The sequence below is a fragment of the Sphingobium quisquiliarum P25 genome, from assembly GCF_000445065.1.
Taxonomy (GTDB): Bacteria; Pseudomonadota; Alphaproteobacteria; order Sphingomonadales; family Sphingomonadaceae; genus Sphingobium; species Sphingobium quisquiliarum.
Genome location: NZ_ATHO01000158.1, coordinates 19,452 through 39,338 on the forward strand (window position 1 = coordinate 19,452; position 19,887 = coordinate 39,338).

Genomic DNA, 19,887 nt, shown 5'->3' on the forward strand with positions numbered 1-19,887 from the left:
GTCTTGGACTTGTAACGGTTTTGCGCCGGTCACTTGAGAGTTTAATGCTCGTTCAAGGAGACCGACGAGATGATGAAGCATAGTGAAGAGTTCAAGCAGGAGGCGGTGCGCATTGCGCTTGCCAGCGGGTTGCCGCGCGAACGGGTCGCGTCGGATTTGGGGATCGGCAAGTCGACGCTGAACAAATGGGTTTCGCATTATCGTCCGTCTGACCTGGTGGCAGCGCCGCAGGCAGATCTGGCGCGGGAGAATGAACGGGTCCGCCTTGAGAACCGTGTGCTCCGGGAGGAGAGGGAAATCCTAAAAAAGGCCACCCAGTTCTTCGCGAGCCAAAGGCCGTGAGGTTCGCCTTTGTGCACAGCTGGCGGCACCGTTGGCCGGTGGAGTTGATGTGCCGTGTCTTGCACGTCAGCGAACGCGGCTATCGGTCCTGGCGTTCGCGTCCGATCAGGCGCCGGGAGCGGACGGACATGAAGGTGCTGGCCCATATCAGGGAGCAATATAGCCTGAGCCTTGGCAGCTACGGTCGCCCGAGAATGACGATGGAGTTGAAGGAAGCAGGGCTCGACGTCGGCGAGCGTCGTGTGGGGCGGCTGATGCGGATCAACGGGATCAAGCCGGTCCGCACGCGCAAGCACAAGGTTACGACGGACAGCCACCATCGCCTTGGTGTCGCGGCAAACTGGCTCGACGGTGACTTTGCCGCCAATGTGCCCAACCGCAAATGGGCCGGCGACATCACCTATGTCTGGACACAGGAGGGCTGGCTCTATCTTGCCGTCATCCTCGACCTGCACAGCCGTCGTGTCGTTGGCTGGGCTGTCAGCGACAGGATGAAGAAGGATCTGGCGATCCGGGCGCTGGATATGGCGGTGCGGCTGCGTCAGCCGCCTGAGGGCTGCATTTTCCACTCCGATCGCGGTAGCCAATATTGCTCTTATGATTATCAGAAGAAGCTGCAGGCCTACGGCCTGCGTCCATCGATGAGCGGCAAGGGTAATTGCTACGATAACTCTGCGGTCGAGACCTTCTTCAAATCCCTGAAGGCGGAAATGATCTGGCGGCAGAGCTAGCCAACCCGGCGGCAAGCAGAGGCCGCGATCTTCCAATACATCAATGGCTTCTACAACTCACGGCGGCGCCATTCATATCTGGGTGGCATCAGTCCGCTCGCCTTTGAGGCCAAGGCGGCATAATGAGATAGGTGACCGGCGCAAAACCGTTACAAGTCCAAAGATACTATATGATATCGGATAGCTACCAGCTACAGGCTCATTATGCGGCCACAACGCAGGTCATGAGTTTACGCCCTAGTCACTTTCCGCTCACGCGAATGCCGAACGGGTTTCAAGCGCCCCGTAATATCTGACACAAGCTTCGACTTCTGCAGGGATCAGACCGCGCTGATATCCGAGCAGTGCCGTCTCCCTCTCGGGCGGCGTGTAATCCGTGGCGCCGAAGCTGAGGTAGGACAGCGGGATGTCCGTGATTAGGGGGTGGCTCAGTCGAACTTCAAGGTTCCGGGGTCGACCAGCGGCCTTGAACCACATTTCGAAAAACTCTTTCCAGCTAAGATTTACATCCCCTACCAGATAGGATTTCCCCGACTCCCCGCGCTCGAGAGCGCCGAGCATTGCCTCCGCAACAGACCGGCATGACATGAAATTAGCTCCTCCAGGCGGTGCGAAGTCTGGAATTTCCGGCATGCGGCCCTGAACATAATGGGCAAGCGCCTCCCAGTGGGGAACCGGAAGGCCGGGCGTGTAGCCGACGATCCAGGGCATGGCGCAGCTGGAGACGTTGAACGATGGACCACTCAGTCGACGTATGGCCTCATCGGCTACATGACGTGATCGAACATAGCCGATCTTCTCGATGTTATCGGGAGCCACGAAGGAGTAGAAGCTGCCCATATATGCCGCCCGCGCGATCCCGGCAGCTTTCGCCTTCTCGAAGAAGCGCGGGATGGCCTCGCTGTTCGCGCGTTGGAAGAAATCATCCTCCGACCGGCTCTCGGCAGGCGAATAGTCACTCGGGTCGGACCCTGCGCAGAACATGAGCCAATCATAACCTTCCAGTCGGCCGTCGGTGAAATCGTCCTCGATATAGTTGCCCTTGACGAACGGTAGCTGGTTCAGGCGCGACTGGCCGCAGGGCGGCTTGCGCGACATGATCGTTACGTCATGACCCTGATCCTGCAAGTGAAGCGCGCTATATCCCCCAGCAAAGCCCGTGCCGCCGACAACTAACACTTTCATCTCGCTCTCTCCTTTGAAAGTGATCGCTGACCGTCCACGGCAACGATCCTAAAGAGCGCGCCTCCGTTGGAGTAGTGATCGAGAAGGCTAACTCAATTTCGTTGGGCTAGGGCTATCGAGTGGGGCATGGCGCAGCAAGCTTAGCGCATCCGAAAATGTCCTTATTTCAATGCTGGTGCAATCTTTATACTGTGGAGGAAGTCCGCGTCGCTCGGGGCTCCATTTGACGAAACGACGGATGTGAAGGACGCTCCATCACATCTCTAGAATCAACGGTAGTCCCGCCGGTGCGATGTCCGGATAATGGGTCCCGGACTACGGGGCTCCCTGCGGAGATACGAAGGCTGGAATAGCGGGCAGCTGCGCGGTTACTGCAGGTAGAAGCTCTGGCAAGCAGGAATGAGGACAAAGCCAAGGATGCTCTCACCGGAATTTACATTCGAGCTGTGGACCTCCGAAATTCTGCCGGAGGTGCCGATCCACTACGCAATGGAGCGCCGCGTCCGTCTTAATGGCGCTTCAATAGAAGTCGGCCGGTTTCAGTGGCAGACCCCGATCAGAAAACTGGTCGATCATCAGGATGATTTCCTCACCGTGAATCTCGCGCTGTCGCCAAGGCCAAGCGGATCGAGCCTTGCCCATCTCAGACGCAACGAGATCGATCAGCCCAAGCAACTGCCCCGCATCCTCGTTACCGTGCCCGGGGGAGCTTACGAACTGACGGTCCCTACCGGCACGATCAGGTCTTTACAGTGCGCGCTCGATTTAAAGAGGATTGAGCGGGTGGCGGGGCGACAGCTGAATCTGCAAACCATCCGATCGCAAGCGGGATCGATGGTGGTAAACCCCGCAGTCGAGATGCTGCTGAACCGTATCGAGGATGAGCTGAAAGCGGATCAATATGGCTCTGATGTCGCCATTGAAGCCTATGCGGACGTGCTTTGCGTCGAACTCACGCGCAGCTTGGTCGCGGAAAGACATTCGGGCACATTGTTCTGGGGCGGTCTGGCTGGCTGGCGGCTGCGGCGGATTCGCGAACGCATCCATGCCGATGCGCCTGCCCCACAGCTTGTCGAACTGGCTGATCTTTGCGGGGTCACCGTTCGCCAGCTCAGCCGCGCCTTCAAGGCCGAAACCGGCACTTCGCTCGGCAAATATATCGATCAGGTGGTCCTTGATCGAGGCAGGGAGCTGCTCACCAGCAGTGACGATACGCTCGCTGCAATTGCGGGTCGGCTAGGCTTTTCTTCCTCATCGAGCTTCGCCTTTGCTTTCCGCCGTTCGACAGGGATGTCGCCCAGCGACTTTCGCCAGCGGGCGAAGCTCGACGCTTGATGCGCGCATACTATGTAGGAACGTCCAACTGGCTTGATGAAGTGTGGCGCAACGAAAAGCGGACATCCTTCTGATTTCGTGACATCATCCGCTCCGCCGGGTTGCAGCCAGCCAGATTAAAACGACAATCCCGCTTGAAGAATTGCGCTTCGATCTGGAGCAGGAAAGTTCACATGTTCACCGCGATATACCGGTCGGCCAGACCTCTGGCGCCAGGGCTCCTATGCAAGCAGCATTCCCATTCCGCCTGGGTCACGAACGACATGGGCCAGGCGATTGAAATCTTTTCAAAGCGCTATGGGGTGTCCAATTATCAGTTCATCGACTACGCCAATCTACAGGGCGGCTCCATCCGTGTTGCGTTCGCCTGGGCGGGTGGACAAGTCATCGAGATCATCTCCGCAAAGGGGCCGGGATATGAGTTCTATAATGAAGAGCTACCGGAAGATCGCTTCGCTATCCGCTTTCACCATCTGGGCTTCCTCATCGAGGATGACGCGGGATGGAAGCAGTTGGTACAAGAGCTGAAGGATGCCGACTGGCCAATTGTTTCTTCCGCAGTGACCGGCGATTTCATCGACGCCATTTATATCCACGCGCCCGAGCTTGATCACTATTTGGAATATGTGAGGCCGTTTGAGGCGGGCATTAAATTCTACAATTCCGTTCCAGATAATTGATAGAAGGATCGAGGATCTTCATGAATATGACGATCAACACCCTCATTCCCGATCATATCCCCGAGGAAAATTTATGGGATCACAGCTTAGCCGCCTTCGTCGGGGAACTGGACGACCCCTTTAGGGCCGCGGCGCGACTACATGATGGCCCGGACATCATCTGGACGACAAATGCCCTGCTTGGAACGCCCTCCTGGATATTTACACGCCACGCCCTGATACGCAAAGCGTTCAGCAACGCCCGGCTCTTCTCGAGTAAGCGCGGGCCCTTAACCAAGGCGTTCATGGATCCGAGTTGGCAGATGCTTCCGTTGGAAGCTGATCCGCCAGAGCATATGCATTTGCGAAAATTGTTGCAGCCCTACTTCTCTCCTGCTGCGCTCGACGAGCGGCTGACCAAGGTAGAACGACTTTCCAATACGCTGATCGACGCCTTCATCGACCGCGGACATTGCGAATTCATCGAGGAGTTTGCATCGATCCTGCCCAATGCCATCGTCGTAGATATGTTGGGCATGCCGCAAACCATGCTTCAACAGTTCCTGAAATGGGAAGGGACCTTGATCCACAGCGACAGCGCGCAGGACAGGCTGGAGGCGGGCAACGCCATTCACGATTATATAAGACGCTACGTCGCCGATCAGGTGCAGCACCCTTCCAATGATCTGATGGCGGCCATCGCTCAGGGCGAGATTAATGGAAGACCGTTAAGCCAACAGGAGAAGCTCGGGATTGTCTATCTCCTGTTCGTGGCGGGACTGGATACCGTCCTGGCGTCGCTGGGCTGGGTTATGAATCACCTCGCTAATAACCAGGCATTGCAGCAACGCTTGCGGAACAATCCCCAAGACATTCCCGCGGCGGTGGAGGAGTTCGGCCGAGCCTTCGGCGTCAGTGCTCCATCCCGGGTCGTCGCGGAAGACATGGTGTTTGAGGGGGTGCCAATGAAGAAGGGGGATCAGTTGATTTTGCCGACTTATCTGGCCGGCCGCGATCCGCTCGCCTTCCCGGATCCGCATGTCATCGACATCAACAGGAATCCTACGCACGCGACCTTTGGAGCGGGCCCCCACCTCTGCCTCGGCATGCACCTTGCCAAGCGCGAAATGCAGATCATGCTCGAATCATTCCTCTATCGGATGAAGAACATCCGCAAGAAGGATGGCGGGCGGTTCGAATTTCAAACGACCGGCACCATAAGCGTCTCGCGGCTGGACCTGACGTGGGATCTGTCGAACACGAAGGGGGCATCGATCCGGTCGCATCGCAGTGCGGCAATGATACCTGCTTCAGTTCCAGATCACTAGGCCTGCCACAGGTTGAAAAATTCGTAATCCGCACATGCTGCACCAAGTCGCTCGGTCAGGGCCTGTATATTGTCCTCAGACTGATGTGACACGTGGTTAGTCGGCCAGATCCGCCTGAGACTGACACGCGGGCAGGTTCACAATGCCTGTGAAGCTGAAGCGCTGATCGAGGCCATTCCCGAAGTCGCCACCCTGCTCGGCGACAAGGGTTATGACAGCGAAGGCACATTGACTTCACCATGTATTTGTGAAACTAAAAAGTTTCATAAAATGAAGAAGTTTAGAGGGACGGCTATGCGTCGGTGTGGCCAGGGTTCATCCATGATGCCGTTGTCGCGAGAACGTGCCACAGTCGTGATGGGTGAAAGCTCATCATCCTGTCGCAGCATCTCCGACTTGGAAAAATCCAAGCATCAGAATGTTCACGCGTTCGTCCAGGTCGGCATCGCTGGGCAGGGGCTCGTCATATCCCATCAAGGCGCGTTGCGCGCGATTTCCCACAATCAAGTCATAGAATATGTCGGCAGCACGCGTCGGGGGGGCCTTTGCAATTCGTCCCTTTTCCATCAGTCGGGCGAAAATCGCGGCGATGGCGTCATTCATCACGGCCCGCCCTGCATTCATGACTTCAACAACCAGTTCCGGGCATCTCAGCGTCTCCATCGTGATTGCGCGCGTGAAAGCTACCGTTTCGGGACTGAGCGCGTAACGAACAACCCTTTCAGCCATAACGCGAAGAATCCGGCTCACGGGCAATTCATCGATCTCGCCGTCGAAATCAAAGGAACTGATACGTGTGCCAAGGGACGCGCAAGCCTCGCGGAAAAGCGCGTCCTTGTTGCCGATGGCCTGGTAGATGGTTCGCTTCGTGACCCCCGCGGCGCGGCTGATTTCAGTCATGGTCGTCGCCGTGAATCCCTTCGCCATAAAGAGAGCCGTCGCGGCTTTTATGATCCGTTCATTGCGGCTGGCGCTGTCGGCGACCGGCCGCCCGCGACGGGCAGGCCTCCCGTTATCCGGTGGAAGGTCGGCCTTTGCTGCGCTGTCGGTGAGATCGGCCATTTCCGTCGGGTAGCAGCGCACTTAAGGGGACGCAATGGCGTCCGGGTTCGCGGTAAACCCGTCAAGACCAGTGATCCCAGTTGCAGAGGCAGTAGGGAAATCAGCACAATGAAGTTGCAAAGAACATCGCCCCCACTTCCCGGCGGAAAGGCGATGAAGCCAGGGCGGGATATCGCGCAGGCAAGCGAGCGGCAACCAATATGACGCAGTCTGTGGCAGTGGCACTGGTGTCCACTGCATCAGGGTGAACGCGATCGTTCCGAACTACAAACCGCCCTGTGTGAGCGCATCCGCGGGGACAGCCCAAATACGGCGAAGGGACTAAGCGGAGACGCATTCGACAACCCTCTGATCGCCAAGCTTCTCCGCAGACAGGCTAAAGTTTCGATCGAGGTTGCCGCCGCTACGGCTTTCCCGGCAGCCGACCAAGCAGCCTAGATCTTCCACATATTAACACTGACGGCGGCCTCATACCGAATTGAGGCGTGCCTGCCTGAAAGGAAAAGCGTTTGGAGAAGAAGTTCGCCATTCTTCGCGCGGGGAAAGCCCCGGACATCATAGAGTCTGGCATTATGGACGTGCAAGCGCCCTCGGGCGGTTATGCGCCTTCTATGCAGGCATGTCTTGACGCGGGTCTCGGCGCCGGGTCCGAAGCTCATGTCGTTTTCACAGGCTTTGGTCTGAGCGTGGTCCATGCCTGGTTCAAACGATCATTCCCGCTGCCGCTCCACAGCCACAACGCCGACTGCCTCTATTACATCATCGGAGGGGGACTGAGACTGGGTAGGGAGGATCTGAAGGCGGGGGATGCTTTCTTCGTTCCCGCTGATGTGCCCTACACCTACACGCCCGGCCCCGAAGGTGTGGAACTGATCGAAGTCAGGAACCGGGAAGGTTTCGATTATCGCGAAAGATCCGGCGAGACATTCTGGCGCAAGGCGCTGGACACCGTGCGTGAAAACCAGGCGGCGTGGGCCGATGCACGGCGCTTCATCGCTGTCGATCGGTAGACATCAAAAAAATAAAAAAGGGGGACAACATGAAAGTGAATCATTGTCTGCAAAGCGCTGCGGCTGTTCTGATCTGTGCGATGCCCGCTGGCGTTCACGCTCAGGAACCAATGGCGTCGGCTTCTGGCGCGGAGCCGTCGGCAACACTGAAGACGGGCGGTCCAGTCGCTGATGCGACGGGGCCTACCGACATCATCGTCACAGCGCAGCGGCGCTCCGAACGCTTGGTCGACGTGCCGGCGGCGATTGCGACGCAGACCGGGGATGAGCTTCAGTCAGCCGGTGTGACGCGCTTCCAGGACCTTGGCCTGGTCGCACCGTCGGTCCAAATCTCCCGCTTCGGAACTTACACCCAGCCCGCGATACGCGGCGTGTCGACAACTTTCGCGGGTGTCGGTCAGGAGGTCAATGTCGCCGTCTATGTCGATGGTTTCTACACCTCCGACCAGCTTTCAGTGAACCAGGACCTCATCAACATCAAGGATGTTCAAATCCTCAAGGGTCCGCAAGGCACGCTCTACGGCCGTAACGCTACGGGCGGCGCGATCCTTATCAACACGCTCACTCCGGGCGAAAAATTTGAAGCGCGGATGGATGCCAGCTATGCCCCCCGCTTCGATGACAAGAGCTTTGCGGGCTATGTTGCCGGGCCCTTGGGTGAGGGGATATCCCTTGGCGTCGCCGCGAATTATCGCGCCACTGACGGCTATATGCAGGACATCAATAAATTCGCGCCCGACGCGCCGATCCGTTTTGTCAGTCAGGCGATCCGCGGTACTCGTCACGCAGCGCCCTTCAAAAATTATGCGATCCGTCCGAAACTAGTCTTGGAGCCGAGCGATGACGTGACGGTGACTATCGGGTACGTGCATAGCTTCATCAACGATCCTCGCGGGCTTGCCTTTCAGTCGGTCGACAATGTCGCCAATGCAGGGCCGGCCTACTTCGGTTACCCGGTCGCCATTGCGCGCGATCGCACATCGCTGAACTTCCAGCCCGTCGCAAAGGTCAAGGCGGACGAAGGCAATCTGACCGCCGCCTTTGATCTTGGTTCCCTGGGCGTACTGACCAGTCGAAGCGCCTATCGTCGCCAACATGATTACCAGATGTATGACATTGACGCAGCGCCTATTGATCCTGTGTCCAATCCGTTCGGCACCAGCTATGCTGACATCGAACGGGACAAGCGTTCAACATTCACGCAGCAGCTCGATCTGGCGACGACAGTATCTCCCGACTTCGAACTGCTTGCTGGCCTGTTTTACTACCGCGATAATTTCCAGGCCAAGGGTCTGGAGGACATAGGATTGTCGTTCAGCCCCACCACATCGACAACGCATTTCAGGACACGGTCCTGGGCGGCATATCTGGACGGAACATATCAGATCATGCCCGGCCTGTTCTTCACGGCAGGTGGCCGGTATAGCGAAGACCGAAAGCGGATCGAGGTCAGCCGTCTCGATAATCAGGGCAGGATCATCGCTTCGCAAAGCACGATCGGCTACTATGCCGATGGCGTGGGACGGGTGGAAAACCATGCTTTCACGCCGCGTGCGAACCTGCGGTACAGCATCACCGACCGCAGCAACGTCTATGCATCGATTTCTAAGGGCTTCAAGTCCGCCACGATCAACAGCTTTGCGCCTTTCAACAAGCTGAAGCCTGAAAAGGTGACCGCGTACGAAGTGGGCTATAAGGTCGCCGACAGGGGCTTTCGTGGTGAATTGTCCGCCTTCTACTACGACTTCAAGAACAACCAGATTTCGGCGCTCCAGGCGGATGGCGCATCCGTTGCCACGGTCATTCAAAACAGCGGTGGCGCTCATATCTATGGCCTCGAAGCCCTGGTTGAAGCCCCTGTTACCGGTCGCCTGGCGCTGCGGGCTTCGGCCGCCTATCTCCATGCGCGCTACAGCGATTTCGAAAATGCGACCAATGTGGTTGTGGACCCCACGACCAATTTGAACGCATCGCTGGTGGGTTCCTGGACCGGTCGCCGCATCGCGCGCGCGCCGGACTGGACCGCCACTGTTGCGGCTGACTACCGGTTCCCTCTTGCCGGCGGCTCGGCCCTGCTGACGGCGACCGGCAATTACTCGAGCCGATATGCACCGCAAGACAGCTCCTACGCCTGCGATGTCGTCGTGATCGGCGGGGCACTTTCCTGCGCGCCGGGCACGAACTCCAAAACTGCGCGCGGCAGATTTGAGGAGGATGGCTATTTCTTGCTCAATACCCAAGCCGCATGGACGGACCCATCCAAGCGCTGGACTGTCACCATATTTGGAAACAACCTGACCGGCACGCGCTACAAGCTGTCGAACCAGGGGTTCTTCTATGCCACGCTACAGACCCTTAACGAACCGAGGTCGATAGGGGGACGGCTGAGCTTCCGTTATTGAATATTTCGATGATCGCGTAGGCAGGCCCGGCGAGAAAAGACCCTCCCCGCCAAGAGCAGGGAGGGTCAGTAGAAAGGTCGCGCATGAGCGCGCCCCTCTGGGTCGCAGAAACGCATTAGCCGCAATCTTTCAAAAATGAAACCTATCAGTTTCAAAAAAGATGCGAGGGGGAGCGCACCGATTTCCTTTGAGACAGTTGCGGCAGGCGCTTTGCAATTGCTTATGCTGTGAAGCTCGTTTAGGTGGCTGCTGGGTCAGGGAAAGGTCTTACAGCCTCGGGTCGCACCGCCTGACCCATCGATCATTTTGCCCATTCGGGTCGTCGCCTTCTTTCACCTCCCGTCATTCGGCAAGGCGGATTCGTGACATGTGGGTCACGCCGCCACCTATGCCGTAACTCGATAGTCCTCATTCTTCGTCAGCATGGCCCAGTTTTCCGTGCCCTCTTGTTGGCCAGAGCGATCGCCACGATCATCCTGGGTTTGCGCATGAATTTGCGCGCCAGCCAGGGACTTTCAGGAACCGATTTGCGGCCCATCCAGTTCAGGCGCGACATCGCACCGATAATCAGCAGCTTGCGGATGTCGGATTGTCCGGCTTTGGAAACGCGTCCGAGCCGCTCCTTGCTGCCGGATGAGCGGCCGACGCAGGACGGGGCCGAGCCAAGCCGCGAAGTCGCGACCGCATCGGAAGTTTTCCATAGGCGGAGCAAGGCCTCGACAGCCGGGCCGTCAAAGCTCCAACGCCGGTATTGTCTGCAAGCGCCACCTGGCATGCCACAAGCCACATCAAGCTGCACGCGATGCAAGATAGCCCTTGGGAAAGGCCCGTCTGCGCCTCTCTTTGTCACGATAGAGCGCTACATCAGCACGGCGTACCAGGTCTGTTATCCCTTCTCCGGGCAGCACGGCAGCGCTACCGATGCTGGCGGAAACCCGGGTGCCGCCGGCCACTTTTTGAATCACAGGCGACATTTCGATCGTTTGGCGGAGAGATGCCTTGAAAGCTTCAGCCTCATGAAGGCCGCACCCACGTAGCAGGATTGCGAACTCATCTCCGCCCAGGCGCCAGAACATGTCTGGATCGCGCAATTGCTGGCGGACAGCCTGAGCAAAGGTCTTCAGCAGAGCGTCGCCCGCCTGATGGCCAAGGCGGTCATTCACCTTCTTAAACTCATCAAGATCAAGGAGAAGCAGCGCAGTTGGAACGGCGTCTTCCGCCACGGGAAGGACCCTACGCATGGTGGCATCGAACGCTCTTCGACTGCCGACACCGGTCAGGAAGTCGGTGTTCGCCGCGCGCCTTTCCTTAAGGCCCCTCCGCTCCGCGATGGTCCCCACGATGAGCGTCGCCATCGCTGCGGCAAAGAGAACGATCTCAAGGGCGATCGCAGCGCCCCATGCGCTCTCCACATCCTCGGTCGCTGCGTTGATCAGGCCGAGCGTGGGCCCGAATGCCGCCCTGATCAGGTAAAAGAGCGCGTGAGCGGCGCATAGTCCCGCAGCAATCAACCGATTGCGCTCCTCCTTTGTCACACCATGGACAAGTTCGAATGCAGCCGCAGCAGAATAGCCGCAGACCAGAGTGGAGCAGACCACGACGCGGCTTGCAAAACCAAGTTCGAACAGCCCGCAAAGCAGGGGCCATATCGCAAATGCGACGATCAGCGGCCAGACAAGCGGCTTGCGTCCAGCAAGGGAGCGTGCACCTGCATGACAACAGCCATAAGCCGACAAGAACAACGTATTGGCGGCCATCAGCTGAAGGCTGCCCGGCCCGCCAGGCGCCAGGACGAGAAGCAGAAACCCGGACGCCCCGAGCAGGAAACTGGCAATCCACCACAGCCCCGCCCGATCCTCACCCGACCGCCGGACCACAACCGCGAGCACCATCCCAAACAGAAACAGCGTCAGGAATGCGGTTGTTAAAAGCGTAGCTGGATCGAATTTCATACTGCGATGCCTGGTGAAGGCGCCGAGTAGCGATTCGGTCTTAACAGAGGCCTAAACGCCTAAATTGGCGGGATTGAAGATGATGACAATTTTTGCCATACTAAGCGCAGGAGGTAGAAGCCGATGGCGACCATGAATATTTCGCTGCCCGACCTCATGCGTGACTTCGTGCAAAACCGTATCGACAGCGGCCAATATGCCAGCGTCAGCGATTATGTGCGTGACCTGATCCGCCGCGATCAGTCCGAAACGGAAGATGAGCAGCGTTGGCTGCGTGAGCTGGACGCTTCCATCGAGCGCGGCCTTGAGGATGAGAAAGCGGGCCGTCTTTACGACCTGGGCGAAATCTGCGGGGAAATTCGTGCCGAAATAGAAGGAATGGCGGGCGAACAGCCGCTCAGATGAAAGTCTCCCTAACCCCCGGATCGCGCCACGATCTTCGCGCGATCGGCCGCCATATTGCGAAAGACAACCCGGCGCGCGCGATGACTTTTGTTACGGAGCTGGAAGACGCCGCTCGGCGCCTCGGCGAAATGCCCCGTGCCTTCCCGCTGGTCCCGCGCTACGAGCATTACGGCATCCGGCGACGCTCCTATCATGGCTACGGCATCCTCTACGCCGTGCGGAGCGACAGGATCATTATCTATCGCTTCCTTGGGCCGGGACAGGATCACGACCGCGCCTTGCGGCTCAATTGAGGGTAGGGCAAAGCAGATCATGCGGGCGATTTCACCCATGCTGCAGTGCGTAGCAGTCCAGCCTTAGCCCAGGCGCCTAATCACGAATGCGCCGGTTCCAGAAGCCGGAGCTGTGAGGCCTTTTCCGGCCCGTCAATGACATCATGTCAGCAGTCAAAATCATCCTCCACCGGAGGGCGCGGCTTTCAATGCTTTGAGTAGGTTCACAAAGGCTTGTGCTTCCCCATCATGTCCTTGCCTCTTGCTTGATGGACTGGAGCGCGAGTGGGAGTGGCATTGCCTCAATGCCATCCCCCAGGGGGAAAGGCTCAGATCCAGGATATATGAGGATCTTACGGTCCGGCTGCAAATCCTCGCAAGCCGTGTGGAAGCCGCGCTCAACTTTGGGCGAGAGGCTGCGTTTGATCTCGAACACCCAGAGCCTGCCATCGGCGAAACGGAGCAGAAGATCGATCTCCGCTCCAGCGGCCGTCCGATAGAAATATGCCTCTGTAGCTTCTGGTGCTGCTCCCAAAAGGCTCTCGACGACAAACCCCTCCCAGCTGGCGCCGGCAACTGGATGGCCCAGAACCGCTTCCCGATCGGCAAGGCCCAGAAGAGCATGCACAAGCCCGCTGTCCCGAACATAAATGCGAGGCGATTTGACCAGGCGCTTGCTGCCGTTGTTGTGCCACGGCGCGAGGCGACGCACCAGGAGCAGATCGACGAGAAGATCGAGATAATTTGCGACCGTTTGTGACGTAACTCCAAGGCTACGGCCAAATTCCGAAGCGTTCATGAGGCCGGACTGATGGTGCGCCAGCATCGTCCAGAAACGCCGCAGTGTTTCAGCCGGAATGCGAGGACCCATCATGGGAATATCCCGTTCAAGATAGGTCCGTATAAAATCTTGCCGCCAGCGCAGGCTGGAGCGATCCGAACTTGCAAGATAGCTGTCGGGAAATCCCCCCCTGATCCACAGATGTTCGATGTCATCTGGTATTTCCAGTGCATCGAACGGCCTCATTTCCAGATAGCTGATCCGGCCAGCAAGGCTTTCCCCTGATTGCGCCAGCAGATCGATCGAAGCTGAACCGAGGAGCAGGAACCGTCCCGTCCTCAAGCCTTTCCGCCGTCCACGATCAATGAGACCGCGCAAAATCTGGAAGAGACCTGGAAGGCGGTGTACCTCGTCCAGGATAACCAGCTTGTCCTCATGCAGATTCAGATAAAGCTCGGGTTCGGCCAGCTTGGCTCGGTCAGCGTCTGACTCCAGATCGAGATAGATGGAGGGCTGTAGCTCCCCCACCTCTTGAGCAAGGGTGGTCTTGCCCACCTGCCGTGGCCCCAACAATGCCACCGCCGGTACTTCTTTTAGCCTCTCCGTTAGTTCTGGCTTTATATGACGTTCTATCATCCTTGCATATTTCAATAGCTATTTGAAATTTGCAAGGTTATATTTGACTCTGCCTTTAGGGAATCCGGGCAGAAGTGGTGTTCCGCTGCCCACCTGTACGATCAGCCAGACCGCTACATAGCTTCGTTCCCGCAGACCAACGTTTCTGGTCACGGATCGCCTTGGGCAGGATAACCTGCCCTTTGGTCGACAGCGTGGTCGTGATTTTCTCCCGCACGCCCATAGCGCCCTCTAAAAGCGAGACCTAGGAAGATATCAATGGTACGAAGCAAGCTTCCGCTACTCGACCTCGATCGTACAGCGCACGGCTTTCTCCGCCTTGGCGGCGGCCTTGCGGCATCCTTCGATCGTTTCGCGATTGTCACGGACGAGATTGGCAGCAGCGGCGATGGCATCCCAGCTCTGCGGTGAGGCGCTAACCATGAGATGCTTGCCTGCTCCCCAGATGGTGGGCTCACCAAGCATCCGCGCCGCCATGCGCTCGGGCCATTGCCAGCTTGCGGGCATCATCCGTGCGATCGGCCCGGCTAGCGCGGCATAGAGCAGCAGGCCCAATGCCAGGCCGCCGCCGCCGGCCATGAGCAATTGCGACCTCTGCTCCTTGGCGTGGCGCACCGCACCTGTCAGCCTGCGCAGGTCGAGGACCGCGCCATCCAGCGCCGCTTTCGAAGCCTGCGCCTCTCCCCGCACCGCGTTCGCAGCTTCCCTGATGGACGCGTTCATACGGCTCCCCATCGTCTCCGGCGTCAGTGTCATGGCGGGGCTTTGCCGCATGGCGTCGATCTGCCGCGCCAGCAGGGCCAATATCTTTTCGGTGCGAGCGAGCGTCGGTTCATAGTCGGGAATGTCGATGGACTCGCGCGCGGCCGTCAGTCCTTCCACAGCCCGACGCAGCAACGCTACCTCGCCGCGCAGCTGCTCGAACGCCGCAACCGGGTCGTCCTGCTCGACCTCGCGATACTGGTCCATTCTTCCTCCTATCGTTCGAGGCCGCGGTCCCGGTCCAGCCCCAATCCCTGGGTCAGCTGGCGGCCAAGTTCACGCCCACGGTCCATGCGGGTTTCGAGCCCCAGTTCGCGCGTCCGCCCGCGCAACACTGCCTCCATTTGCGGGTCGCGCTCTAGGCTTTTTGCCATGCCAGCCATGGCCTCGCCGGCCTTCTCGCGGCTTGCCCTGTCGCCAGCGCGATACTCTGCTTGAAGCCCCTGCCAGCGTTCCACGAACTGGGCGGCGCGCAGGTGCGGATCGGCCCGCAAGCGCGCCTCGTGCGCCATGGCGGCGAGTATCGGGCCGCTGCGCCCCGATGCTGCCTCGCGGGCGAAGGGCGGATTGCGCTCAATCGCCGCGCTCATGTCGCGTGACGCATGGGGCTGGATCTGATCAAGCGCATTGCGCGCTTGTTCCAGCGCGACTTTCTGATGCTCCAGAATAGGAGCGCCCTTCTCCTGCGCCTCGGATATCGCCCCTGTGGCCCGTGCCACACGCTCCACCGCGCGCGCCAGCGTCCGGTCAGCGGCAGCCGGCTCCGCCATCGGTGAGGCAGCACGCGAAAGGCGCAAGCCGTCGAACATGCCGCGCCGCTTGGGCCGCGCATCCGGCAAGCGGATCTCACCCGACAGCCCGCGCAGACCGGCAAAGGCGCGGCGCGGCCCGTCGGCATCGCGGGCATAATCCGACGCCATATCCTTGGCCCGCTCACGGCCGAGCGTGCGCACAAGCTGGCGCTGATCGGAAAAATCATCCCGACCATAATGGAGCTGCACCCCGTCGCGGTGCCGCGACAGCGCCACATAAGCCGAATGGCGGTCCATGCCGGGGGTCACCAGCACATGGGTGCGATCGACCGTCACCCCTTGGGATTTGTGGATGGTGGCGGCATAGCCATGGCCGACATGGGCGTAATCCTTGAAGTCGAACGCGAGTCTGCGCCCGTCGTCGAGCCGCACCGCCATGCGCTCCGCCGACACGGCCTCAACCTGTCCCAGCGTGCCATTCTTCACGCCCAGGCTACGCTCATTCTTCAGGAACATGATGCGATCGCCGCTGGCGAAGTCACGCGCACCCCGCTCGGCCGCTACGCTCACATCCGCCCCCAGTTCGCCCGCCTCACGCAGCCGCTCGCGCGCCGCAAGGTTGAGGTCGCGCACCTCGGCATTGGTGTGGGTCAGGATGATGCGGCTCTGGTCGGGATCGGCGCGCCGCTGCGCATCCCAGCGGTCGATCAGCTCAGCCCGCGCCTGCTCACGCGTCTCCGCCGCATGAACCATGCCGCCTTGCTCATAGGCATGGACCGCCTCGCCCGTCCGGCCCGTCGCCAAAGCCTTGGTGGCATCCCGCTGCCACTCCGCTCGCTGTCGGCGTATTTCGCCAATCTCGGCCCAGCCATGGCGCTCGGCAAGGCTTCGGAACGCCGCGCCCGCCTCGATCGCCTGCAACTGCTCAGGGTCGCCGACCAGCACCACCTTGGCCCCGGCATCCGCAGCATGTGACAGCACCCGCTCCATCTGGCGCGTACCGATCATTCCCGCCTCATCGATCACCAGCACGTCACGCGGCGAAAGCTGCTCGCGCCCCTTTTCCCACTGATATTCCATACTCGCGATCGTTCGGGAAGTGATGCCCGATCCGCTCTCCAGATTCTCCGCAGCGATGCCCGACAGCGCTACGCCGTGGACCTGATAGCCCGCACTCTCCCAAGCCTCGCGCGCCACGCCCAGCATCGCCGATTTGCCCGTCCCGGCATAGCCGACGACAGACGCCAGCCCCTGCCTGCCGGTGATATGCTCCAGCGCCCCGCGCTGCTCCGTGGAGAGGAAAAGCCCCCGCGCTTCAGCGACCGCCAGCGCATCGTCGCAATGCCGATCGGCAAGGCCATGCTGCGCCTGACCCGCGAGCCGATCGGCCGCCGATTTCAACCGCTGCTCAGCCGCAATCATCTCGCGGGACGTGAAGCGGTCATTCCCCTTCCCGTCGATCCCCAATGCCACCAGTTCAGGACTGGACCGCACCGCCCTCAGCGCTTCATCGAACTGCGCCTTGCCGTCGCTGTGCCGGTGCACGAACATGGCGAGATCGCGTGTCGTGAAGGTGGCTTGGCTGGCCGTGATCGCGTCCAGGGCGATGGAGGGATTGGCAATGATTTTTGCGCCATTCTCCCGCGCGATCCGAACATGATCTTCCGCCCGTTCGGCGCCCTCGCCACGCTCCCATCGCCGCGATCCCGCAGGGCCGATCTTGTGCTGCGGCTCAAGGTCGATCCCCTGCGCCGCCAACGTCCGGTGATCGATCCGCGCGTCGATATCGAGCTCGGCAAGCCGCTCGTTCACATGGGCTTCCCACGCCTCGCGCCACTCCTTCAGCAGCTCCGTGCCGTTCCATTCGCGCACCTTCTTGCCGAAGCCGCCGGGGGCCACTTCGCGCATCGACAGCATGACATGGGCGTGGGGCTTGGGTTGACCGTCCTTGCCCTTGTCCCAATGCACATTGAGATCGGCGACCATGCCCCGTTTCACGAACTGCGTTTCCACAAAATCACGGGCGAGTTGAACACCTTGCGCCTGGTTCATCTCGCGGGGGATGGCGAACTCCACCTCGCGGGCAAGCTGCGCATCCTTGCGCCTCTCCCCCGCCTCGACTTCATTCCACAAAGTCGCGCGATCCGTCAGGCGCTCGGGCGCCCCTTCGGGCAGTAGCACTTCGGAGTGAACGACGCCTGCCTTGTTCGAGAAATCATGAGCGCGCCCAAGCCGCTCGTCCTGCAATTCGGATGCTGAACGATAGGCAGCCGACGCCACCGCACTCGACCCATTGGCGCGGCTGATGACCTTGGCTGAAAAATGGTAGATCGCCATTACCCAATGATTCTCGCAGCTTAGCAGCACGTCGGCAACGACGTATAAGCGCGCACTCACACTCTCTGCCGTTCGTCTGAGTGACTTCGTCGCGTTTTTAGGATTGATCGATTCCTTCCATACGCCGCGCTGATAGTTTCATGCTTTCAACTGGTTAGGAGAATGGCGATGCGCAAGGTGCGCGACTATGATGCCGAGCTGAAAGCACTTAACGACAAGGCGCGCTCCTTGAAGGCGAAAAAGGTCGAGCAACTCGGCCAGCTCGTAACGGTGACTGGCGCCGATACGCTCGATCCCGATGTGCTCGCCGGAGTCCTTATCGCAGCGGTGGAAACTCCCAATACGGAAGCAAAGGAGGCGTGGCGCGCGAAGGGTGCGGCTTTTTTTCAACAGCGGAGGAAAAAGGCTCGCGCGTGAGATCGCGGGTATCGGCAAGGCGATGGCGCGAACAGAGCGCGGCCTTCGCCGGGCTGAGGCCGGTCAGCGCCGCACCGATACGCGGGAATGGGTAATACAACGTAGGGAGCGCACGCGCCATCTGATCGAGCTGGGCGGGCTTGTTCAGAAGGCGGGATTGGTCGAACTGACCGATGATGATCGGGCGACACTTTATGGGGCGTTGCTGGATCTCGCCATCAAAGCGCAGGATGACAGCAATACGCTGGCACTCTGGAAGCGGCGCGGGAGGCGGGCGTTTGAGGCGGAAGAAAAGAGCGACATGATCTAAGAGATTATCGTCACCTTATGCCTGAGGCGACAGGTCTTCCCGCATTGCATCAATCATCATGCGCCAGACATTAGTTGCATCGTTCTGATAGCCTGTCTCGGATTCTTCCGGACCCACATATTTGATAAGCTCAGCCCCGGCTTCCGCCATACGTGAGCTTGGCTCGTGCAAGGCTTCCAGCACCGCTCGGACTTGAGACACATAGCTTTCCCACAAAGGCTCGCCATCGCGCACTCCATCCTCGGAATGGCCATCGAGTTTACAGAGCGCACGGGCAGCTCGTTCTATCGGCGTCATGAAGCGAAAGTTGCAGCAACCAAGAGGCCGGTCAAGCAGGATGGGGGCTGCAGAAGCCTAGGCCGTGTTGACAAAAGGGATTCCCAAGCGGCTCAGATTCTGATTCAAGGCTGCCCTTTGGGGAGCAGTCATGGGCCGTGGGGATCTGTCGGATGCGGAATGGGAGCTGATCGGCCCGCTGCTACCATCTGAGCGGGGGCGCTGGGCGCGGCCTGCTGGCGATAACCGGCGTTTTCTCAACGGCATGCTTCACGTGCTACGGGTAGGTTGTCCCTGGCGGGACATGCATGAGCGTTACGGCAAGTGGAATTCGGTCTATGTCCGGTTCCGGCGTTGGGCCGAGCAAGGCGTCTGGGATGCCCTGCTGCAAACGCTGGTCGATCTGGGCTTAACCGACGACTGGCAGCACATGATCGACAGCACCACGGTTCGCGGCCACGTCTCGGCAGTGGGCGGAAAAGGGGGGCTTGTGCGCAGGCTTTTGGTCGATCACGCGGCGGCTTTACGAGCAAGGTCCACGCCCGCTGTGACAATCAAGGACTGCCTATCGGGTTCATCCTGACCGGCGGCGAAGCCTCGGATTACGGGGCCGTCGATGACCTGATGGCCCTGCCACTCCCCAAGCCCAAGGCGCTACTCGCCGACAAAGGCTACGATGGTGACCGGCTTCGCGAAGACCTGCTCATGCGCGGCATTCTGCCGATCATCCCGCCCCGGTCGAACCGGAAAGCTCCAGTCCATCCAGACTATCGGCGCTACAGGGATCGCAACCGCATCGAGCGCATGTTCGGCAAACTGAAGCAGCAGCGCCGCATCGCCACCCGCTACGACAAGACCGCCCTGTCGTTCGAGAGCTTCCTCAACCTCGCCGCCGCCCGGCTATGGCTGAAGTCTTTTGTCAACGGGGGCTAG

15 protein-coding genes and 5 pseudogenes are annotated in these 19,887 nt (G+C 59.5%); 12 read left to right on the top strand and 8 right to left on the bottom strand.

What is annotated here, in order from left to right; all coding sequences use genetic code 11:
- Positions 1-69: 69 nt before the first annotated feature.
- Positions 70-1,196: pseudogene (locus L288_RS39410) on the top strand (IS3 family transposase).
- A gap of 129 nt (positions 1,197-1,325) precedes the next feature.
- Here L288_RS39410 and L288_RS39415 read toward each other — a convergent pair.
- Positions 1,326-2,258, bottom strand: coding sequence for an NAD-dependent epimerase/dehydratase family protein (locus L288_RS39415; protein ID WP_021239680.1), 933 nt, complete (start codon positions 2,256-2,258; stop codon positions 1,326-1,328).
- Positions 2,259-2,657: 399 nt separating this feature from the next.
- On the opposite strand from L288_RS39415, the gene L288_RS42755 reads away from it, so the two are divergent.
- From L288_RS42755 to L288_RS44290, 4 genes and pseudogenes are all read left to right on the top strand, one after another.
- Positions 2,658-3,593: a helix-turn-helix domain-containing protein gene (locus tag L288_RS42755; protein ID WP_084466089.1), complete on the top strand. Its 936-nt coding sequence runs from the start codon at positions 2,658-2,660 to the stop codon at positions 3,591-3,593.
- Between the two features lie 173 nt (positions 3,594-3,766).
- Positions 3,767-4,273, top strand: a complete 507-nt coding sequence (locus L288_RS39425; protein WP_021239683.1) for a VOC family protein — start codon at positions 3,767-3,769, stop codon at positions 4,271-4,273.
- A gap of 20 nt (positions 4,274-4,293) precedes the next feature.
- Positions 4,294-5,580, top strand: a complete 1,287-nt coding sequence (locus tag L288_RS39430) for a cytochrome P450 (protein WP_021239684.1) — start codon at positions 4,294-4,296, stop codon at positions 5,578-5,580.
- Between the two features lie 108 nt (positions 5,581-5,688).
- A pseudogene (locus tag L288_RS44290) lies at positions 5,689-5,799 on the top strand (IS5-like element ISRhru5 family transposase); the annotation flags it as partial.
- Positions 5,800-5,952: 153 nt separating this feature from the next.
- Here L288_RS44290 and L288_RS39435 read toward each other — a convergent pair.
- A complete protein-coding gene (locus tag L288_RS39435) occupies positions 5,953-6,642 on the bottom strand; it encodes a TetR/AcrR family transcriptional regulator (RefSeq protein ID WP_021239685.1) in 690 nt (229 codons plus the stop codon).
- A 509-nt stretch (positions 6,643-7,151) separates the two neighbouring features.
- Between L288_RS39435 and L288_RS39440 the strand changes: the two genes are divergently transcribed.
- Positions 7,152-7,652, top strand: coding sequence for a cupin domain-containing protein (locus L288_RS39440; RefSeq protein ID WP_021239686.1), 501 nt, complete (start codon positions 7,152-7,154; stop codon positions 7,650-7,652).
- A gap of 29 nt (positions 7,653-7,681) precedes the next feature.
- A complete protein-coding gene (locus L288_RS39445) occupies positions 7,682-10,054 on the top strand; it encodes a TonB-dependent receptor (RefSeq protein ID WP_084466092.1) in 2,373 nt (790 codons plus the stop codon).
- A gap of 386 nt (positions 10,055-10,440) precedes the next feature.
- Here the strand turns inward: L288_RS39445 and L288_RS0122245 are convergent.
- A pseudogene (locus tag L288_RS0122245) lies at positions 10,441-10,764 on the bottom strand (transposase); the annotation flags it as partial.
- A 78-nt stretch (positions 10,765-10,842) separates the two neighbouring features.
- The gene (locus L288_RS42155; RefSeq protein ID WP_021239688.1) at positions 10,843-12,006 is read right to left on the bottom strand and encodes a GGDEF domain-containing protein; all 1,164 of its coding nucleotides are present in this window, start codon (positions 12,004-12,006) and stop codon (positions 10,843-10,845) included.
- Positions 12,007-12,129: 123 nt separating this feature from the next.
- Between L288_RS42155 and L288_RS39450 the strand changes: the two genes are divergently transcribed.
- Entirely contained in the window at positions 12,130-12,411 is a 282-nt protein-coding gene (locus L288_RS39450; RefSeq protein ID WP_021239689.1) for a type II toxin-antitoxin system ParD family antitoxin, read from the top strand.
- Positions 12,408-12,704, top strand: a complete 297-nt coding sequence (locus tag L288_RS39455; protein ID WP_021239690.1) for a type II toxin-antitoxin system RelE/ParE family toxin — start codon at positions 12,408-12,410, stop codon at positions 12,702-12,704. Before L288_RS39450 ends, L288_RS39455 begins: the two co-directional genes overlap by 4 nt.
- 226 nt (positions 12,705-12,930) lie before the next feature.
- Here L288_RS39455 and L288_RS39460 read toward each other — a convergent pair whose 3' ends face one another.
- The 3 genes from L288_RS39460 to traA form a co-directional block, all read right to left on the bottom strand.
- Positions 12,931-14,100, bottom strand: coding sequence for an ATP-binding protein (locus L288_RS39460; protein WP_041208700.1), 1,170 nt, complete (start codon positions 14,098-14,100; stop codon positions 12,931-12,933).
- Between the two features lie 279 nt (positions 14,101-14,379).
- On the bottom strand, positions 14,380-15,069 hold the full coding sequence (locus tag L288_RS39465) for a DUF6118 family protein (protein ID WP_021239692.1): 690 nt from the start codon (positions 15,067-15,069) through the stop codon (positions 14,380-14,382).
- A gap of 8 nt (positions 15,070-15,077) precedes the next feature.
- The gene (gene traA, locus L288_RS39470) at positions 15,078-17,951 is read right to left on the bottom strand and encodes a Ti-type conjugative transfer relaxase TraA (RefSeq protein WP_021239693.1); all 2,874 of its coding nucleotides are present in this window, start codon (positions 17,949-17,951) and stop codon (positions 15,078-15,080) included.
- 168 nt (positions 17,952-18,119) lie between these two features.
- Here traA and L288_RS39475 point away from each other — a divergent pair.
- Together L288_RS39475 and L288_RS0122255 are read left to right on the top strand one after the other, a co-directional pair.
- Positions 18,120-18,359, top strand: a pseudogene (locus L288_RS39475) (conjugal transfer protein TraD); the annotation flags it as partial.
- 103 nt (positions 18,360-18,462) lie between these two features.
- Positions 18,463-18,678, top strand: a complete 216-nt coding sequence (locus L288_RS0122255) for a conjugal transfer protein TraD (RefSeq protein ID WP_031304863.1) — start codon at positions 18,463-18,465, stop codon at positions 18,676-18,678.
- Positions 18,679-18,693: 15 nt separating this feature from the next.
- On the opposite strand, the gene L288_RS0122260 is transcribed toward L288_RS0122255, so the two are convergent.
- Positions 18,694-18,975, bottom strand: a complete 282-nt coding sequence (locus L288_RS0122260; protein WP_031304864.1) for a hypothetical protein — start codon at positions 18,973-18,975, stop codon at positions 18,694-18,696.
- 130 nt (positions 18,976-19,105) lie between these two features.
- Here L288_RS0122260 and L288_RS42765 point away from each other — a divergent pair.
- Positions 19,106-19,887, top strand: a pseudogene (locus L288_RS42765) (IS5 family transposase).

What these genes read in the sequence shown, in the direction of transcription:
- traA (WP_021239693.1), bottom strand. Translation starts at nt 17,951, where the DNA reads ATGGCGATCTACCATTTTTCAGCCAAGGTCATCAGCCGCGCCAATGGG.
- L288_RS39465 (WP_021239692.1), bottom strand. Translation starts at nt 15,069, where the DNA reads ATGGACCAGTATCGCGAGGTCGAGCAGGACGACCCGGTTGCGGCGTTC.
- L288_RS42755 (WP_084466089.1), top strand. Translation starts at nt 2,658, where the DNA reads ATGAGGACAAAGCCAAGGATGCTCTCACCGGAATTTACATTCGAGCTG.
- L288_RS39455 (WP_021239690.1), top strand. Translation starts at nt 12,408, where the DNA reads ATGAAAGTCTCCCTAACCCCCGGATCGCGCCACGATCTTCGCGCGATC.
- L288_RS39425 (WP_021239683.1), top strand. Translation starts at nt 3,767, where the DNA reads ATGTTCACCGCGATATACCGGTCGGCCAGACCTCTGGCGCCAGGGCTC.
- L288_RS39460 (WP_041208700.1), bottom strand. Translation starts at nt 14,100, where the DNA reads ATGATAGAACGTCATATAAAGCCAGAACTAACGGAGAGGCTAAAAGAA.
- L288_RS39415 (WP_021239680.1), bottom strand. Translation starts at nt 2,258, where the DNA reads ATGAAAGTGTTAGTTGTCGGCGGCACGGGCTTTGCTGGGGGATATAGC.
- L288_RS39430 (WP_021239684.1), top strand. Translation starts at nt 4,294, where the DNA reads ATGAATATGACGATCAACACCCTCATTCCCGATCATATCCCCGAGGAA.
- L288_RS39450 (WP_021239689.1), top strand. Translation starts at nt 12,130, where the DNA reads ATGGCGACCATGAATATTTCGCTGCCCGACCTCATGCGTGACTTCGTG.
- L288_RS39435 (WP_021239685.1), bottom strand. Translation starts at nt 6,642, where the DNA reads ATGGCCGATCTCACCGACAGCGCAGCAAAGGCCGACCTTCCACCGGAT.
- L288_RS42155 (WP_021239688.1), bottom strand. Translation starts at nt 12,006, where the DNA reads ATGAAATTCGATCCAGCTACGCTTTTAACAACCGCATTCCTGACGCTG.
- L288_RS39445 (WP_084466092.1), top strand. Translation starts at nt 7,682, where the DNA reads ATGAAAGTGAATCATTGTCTGCAAAGCGCTGCGGCTGTTCTGATCTGT.
- L288_RS0122260 (WP_031304864.1), bottom strand. Translation starts at nt 18,975, where the DNA reads ATGACGCCGATAGAACGAGCTGCCCGTGCGCTCTGTAAACTCGATGGC.